Source organism: Chamaesiphon sp. OTE_75_metabat_556 (assembly GCF_031378165.1).
Lineage (GTDB): Bacteria > Cyanobacteriota > Cyanobacteriia > Cyanobacteriales > Chamaesiphonaceae > Chamaesiphon.
Genome location: NZ_JANNDR010000019.1, coordinates 1 through 4533 on the forward strand (window position 1 = coordinate 1; position 4533 = coordinate 4533).

At 47.2% G+C, this 4533-nt stretch carries 5 protein-coding genes; all 5 read right to left on the reverse strand.

Annotated features, from left to right (window positions below; genetic code table 11):
- The coding region (locus RMO27_RS00790; RefSeq protein WP_309728129.1) for a hypothetical protein at window positions 1-399 on the reverse strand (399 nt) is incomplete at its 3' end.
- Between the two features lie 393 nt (window positions 400-792).
- Window positions 793-1410, reverse strand: a complete 618-nt coding sequence (locus RMO27_RS00795; RefSeq protein ID WP_309728131.1) for a hypothetical protein — start codon at window positions 1408-1410, stop codon at window positions 793-795.
- A 471-nt stretch (window positions 1411-1881) separates the two neighbouring features.
- A complete protein-coding gene (locus RMO27_RS00800) occupies window positions 1882-2187 on the reverse strand; it encodes a YlxR family protein (RefSeq protein ID WP_309728133.1) in 306 nt (101 codons plus the stop codon).
- Between the two features lie 28 nt (window positions 2188-2215).
- Entirely contained in the window at window positions 2216-2713 is a 498-nt protein-coding gene (locus tag RMO27_RS00805; RefSeq protein ID WP_309728135.1) for an HNH endonuclease, read from the reverse strand.
- Window positions 2714-2795: 82 nt separating this feature from the next.
- Window positions 2796-4533: FdhF/YdeP family oxidoreductase (locus RMO27_RS00810; protein ID WP_309728137.1), on the reverse strand; the 1738-nt coding region annotated here is incomplete at its 5' end.

The following is a 4533-nucleotide window of genomic DNA, read 5'->3' on the forward strand; positions in this document are numbered from 1 at the left end:
CGCAGCAAACGAACGGATCGGGGTGCCAAACTGGTTGAAGATGTCTACAGCTCCATTTACGTCTCCAGCAATTAGGATTTCGTCTCGCCCATCTCCATCTACATCGCCAACTGCAAAGCCGTCATCGATGGTGTAGTTCGCAGCAAACGAACGGATCGGGGTGCCAAGCTGGTTGAAGATGTCTACAGCTCCATTTACGTCTCCAGAAATGAAAATCTTTGCAGGGCTGTTCTGAGCATAAGCTGGGTATGTAGAAAAGAAGGCAAAGCACAGGGTGAGGAGGAAAACCCATAGAGCGAGGGAAAAAGCACTGCGTATCTCGTGTCTGATAGCAAGTTTGGAAGCGGAACTGCTATCTCCTAGTCGTTCTGTTTTTAGTCGCTCTGCTTTCATAATCATAGAACTTAACCGAGTTTCCAACCTAATTTGTCCTGAGCGTAATCGACTTGATTGAAGACAGGAATCACTATTCTTGAAAATTTACTTCGCACCAGTGAAAGGCTTCTACTTGAGCCAGGCGATCGCCTCTCTGACGAATGGAGGCAGTAGGAAGATCCAGACGATGAACAGCCGGGTCACTATTAGCCCAGTTGTCACATGTCTCAGAGACATCAGCCAGTTAGTGTACTTATTGTCCATAACTGCTACCCCTTTTAATCGATTTATGACTACAACCCTTTATGACTACAACCCTCAGAGGGATTGCACCCTAACGCCTGGCGGCTCACCGGACGGCGATAATGTTTGTATCAAAGCCGATAGAGTAAAGTCCGTTCCGAGTGCAGCCGCTTGTTAGGCTTCGCCACTCCATGTAATTGTGCTAATTTTAAATGTATCATCCATAGCTTTAGAAAAAGCTATAAGTGATTGTTGATACTTTTCGGTATGCGTTGCCAATTTGGCTGAATCTTTTTCATTTGCAATTGTAAGAAGCAGTTTTGACTGAAACAGAAGTAAGTCATGGAAGCTATCTCCCAATAACCAATGATTAATCGAAAGCTGTTCAAATACCTGCGTCAATGGAACAATATCTTCATCTTTAATGAAATCAGGAGGAACCTGAACACCGCTCCGCAAACGGTTTACATTTGTAGCTATTGTCTGAATCTTTGTTTCACAATCAACAACCAACTTGTACCGATCTAGAAGAACCTGCATCTCGAAATCGGATCGCCTTGCAATAGCTGTCTTAATCTCCTCCGTTGCTCGGTTAGTCTTCTTAACTTGGTCGAGTACCATATAAAAGTCTTCTCTTGTAGCGTAAGTCTCGCCTTTTTTCTTTAAATATGCTCCAAGGTACGCAGATAACATAGCAATGAGAGCAAAGACAAGGTATGTCCCCCATGTCAAGGTGACTGGCTGTTGTTGAATCACCTCTTGAAGCATCTTGCGAACCGCTTCGAGATCCATGCAATTCCTCCTGGTCTGATACGATCTCCTGAGTATGAAGCCTAACTATTATTATGCGGAAACTTTCTACCTATCCACCCAAACTCGGGTAGATAGACTGAAAAATTCAGCATATTCCCTATGCAAAAGCAGAAACTTTCTACCTATCATCCTATTTAAGGTGGATCTGCTGAATTTTTCAAATTATTGTAACATTATGCAAAATCCGCCCAAAAAGCTTCTAGACCAAGTTAGAGATGCAATTCGCCTCGATCGTTATTCCTACCCACCGTTCGCGTAGTATCTCCGAAAGAAGAAAGAAACCTACGTACAGTGAATTGTCCGTTATATTTTGTTCCATAACAAGCGTCATCCCAAAGACATAGGAGTCGCAGAAATAGAGGAAGGTTTTAGGTTTTAGGAAACAGTCGATGATGGGTTTGAACGCAAGCGTCCTTATTGTCCCCCAGTCCCCCAGTCTCCCCGTCCTAACTAGGTACGATCGAATGTCAGCGTACCTAATTGGTGATAAATATCTGGACTAATTGCTGCTTTAAGCGATCGACCGATGCGGTTTTTTTTCTGGGCTAATTGCAAACAACTGGCCGTCGGACATAAATACGCCGAACGTCCTTGCATCCAGGTGTGACCGAGATTGATCGCGATCGCGTTTGTCGGATGACACTTGATTACGCGCCAAAACTCCTGTCTGGCCGCCACTTTGCGACAACTGACGCACCGCCGATAATCTTTGTGCTTGTCAGTTTTCACGCTCCGATCTTCGCTGTTCGACTTCACTTAATTCATCCGGCTGAAAACAAACTATCTAAATCCCGATAATGTATTTGCGCCACTCCGCGTGCGCGCCATTATTAATCTGAGTGGCCGCTTCATAGTGCAGACTGCTATAGGGGCGACGCGGTTGAGTCGCGAGCTGGAGGTTAGCTTCCTTGGGAGTGCGATTACCTTTTTTGACATTGCAGCGCATACAGGCGGTAATCAAATTTTCCCAGGTATCTGGCCCACCCCGCGATCGCGGCATCACATGATCTAGGGTTAAACCGTCGCCCTTGTAGCCACAGTATTGACATGAGTGATTGTCGCGATTGAGTACATTGCGGCGGGTGAGGGGAATCTCTCGATAGGGCACCGTAATATAGTGACGCAAGCGAATCACCGTCGGGAGCGGAAAATCTTTAGCTAAATATTTGCCATTGTGTTCGACCTGTTCTGCCTTGCCTTTGAGCATCAAGATGACCGCACGTCGCCAACCAGTAATGTTGAGCGGCTCATAGGAGGCATTTAACACCAGCACTTTGCTCATGTTTACTGTAGGATTTAAGACCTATTATTCCTCTGATGTTAACACAAACCAAATTAAGTGTTGGGAGCGGGTTAGCAGTGGATTACCGATCGCTATAAATTACTACTGGCACTCGCTTGTAGGCTGGTGTACCCGATCGAGTTTCGGTTTGGGCGGTAAAAATCACATTCACTTCGGGATAGAACATCAACGCGGCACCTGCACGCACCGAACCGTAAATCACTTCAACTTCATCCAATTTACCCGCATCGCCTTGGACGGTGACGCGATCGTGTGCCGCTACGCCAATCTTTTCGGCATCGAGGCGATTGACGAGAATACAATTGCGGTGGGGCATCCCCCGATATTTATCACCCAGTTTGTAGACGACGGTATTGTGTTGAGAATAGCTGCGCCCAGTCATCAAAGCCAGTACCAAACCGCGCTCCGGTCGATCGATCCCAAAGTCTTCAGGTGTTGGTAAAGTCAGGATTGGGAGCGGTGTGGCGAACATTTTGGCCTTCCCAGATGGTGTTTTGAAGTGAGGGCTAGTAACGATCCGCCCAGAAATCGTAAACTCTTCATTTGTTTCATCGATCGAGCCAATCTTTTCGTAGCCAGGAATAGTCCTCGCGATTAGTTGCCGGACATAGCGCGGATCTGCGAGTTTGCGCCACTGAATTGGCTGTTCGCCCAAGACTCGATCGGCTAAAGTAGTTAAAAATTCGACTTCGGTGACTAAATCCGCACCCTTTAAATGTGTTTCCCCAGTATCATTGAACCGCACGAAATTATTACCAGATTCGACGGTAGTTTTATAGGGATGCTCGAACCGATTCAGGACGGGAATAATAATCGTATTTGTTTTCGCCAGTCCGTTAAAGTGGCCGATATTCGGTTTAGTTGCTAGATAAATAATCGTCTCGATTTTACCCAGTGCCCGTTTTGCCTGCGCCGAATTGGGATTGGCTCCGTAGAGATTGCCGCCGACACAGATCAGACTATCCACCTTACCAGCATCCGCTGCTTCGATCAGATCGCGGGTGTGATAACCCTTCGGTAGCGTCAACGGTCGCCCCAGCAGTCGCTCCAAGGCTTGCTTCATCTCTTCTTTGAGTTTCACCGTCACGCCCATCGAACCAAAACCTTGGACATTGGAATGCCCGCGCACGGGCATCACGCCAGCACCGATTTTGCCAGCATTTCCCGTCATCAGGGCGGTATTGGCGATACTGTAGACGTTATCGACACCATTTGTCTGCTGGGTAATCCCCATCGCCCAGCCGAAGACGACGCGTTGCGATCGACCGATTATCGTTGCAGCGGTTTCGATTTCGGCTTGAGAGACACCACAGGTAGCGGTAATGGTTTCCCAGCTAACATTTTGTGCCTGCGCTAGAATCGCCTCCCAGTCTTCAGTGTGAGCTTGCAGGAACGATCGATCCACAAGTCCCTGTGCAATTAAAGATTTTTGAATCCCGACAAACAGCGCGACGTCACTCCCAGGAATCGGTTGAAGATAAAGCGAAGCAATATCCGAACCAGGAATTAAAGACTTCACTGGAAATGCGGGCGAGCCAAACTTGACTAGTCCGATTTCCATCATCGGGTTGATAATAATAATTTTCGCGCCCTTTTCGCGCAGCTTAATTAGCTCATTCATCAAGCGGGGATGATTGGAAGGCGAATTCGCCCCCGCCAATACCACGCAATCAGCTTCCTTCAAGCTTTCCAAACTGACGATCGATGTTTTGGTACCAAACATCTCATTAAGTGCCGTCGTGGAAGGTGCATGGCACAAATCCGAGCAATCTGCCAGATTATTGGAACCCAACGTCCGC

Bases quoted from the DNA above. Each gene is read 5' to 3' on its own strand.
- RMO27_RS00795 (WP_309728131.1), bottom strand. From the start codon at position 1,410: ATGGATCTCGAAGCGGTTCGCAAGATGCTTCAAGAGGTGATTCAACAA.
- RMO27_RS00805 (WP_309728135.1), bottom strand. From the start codon at position 2,713: ATGAGCAAAGTGCTGGTGTTAAATGCCTCCTATGAGCCGCTCAACATT.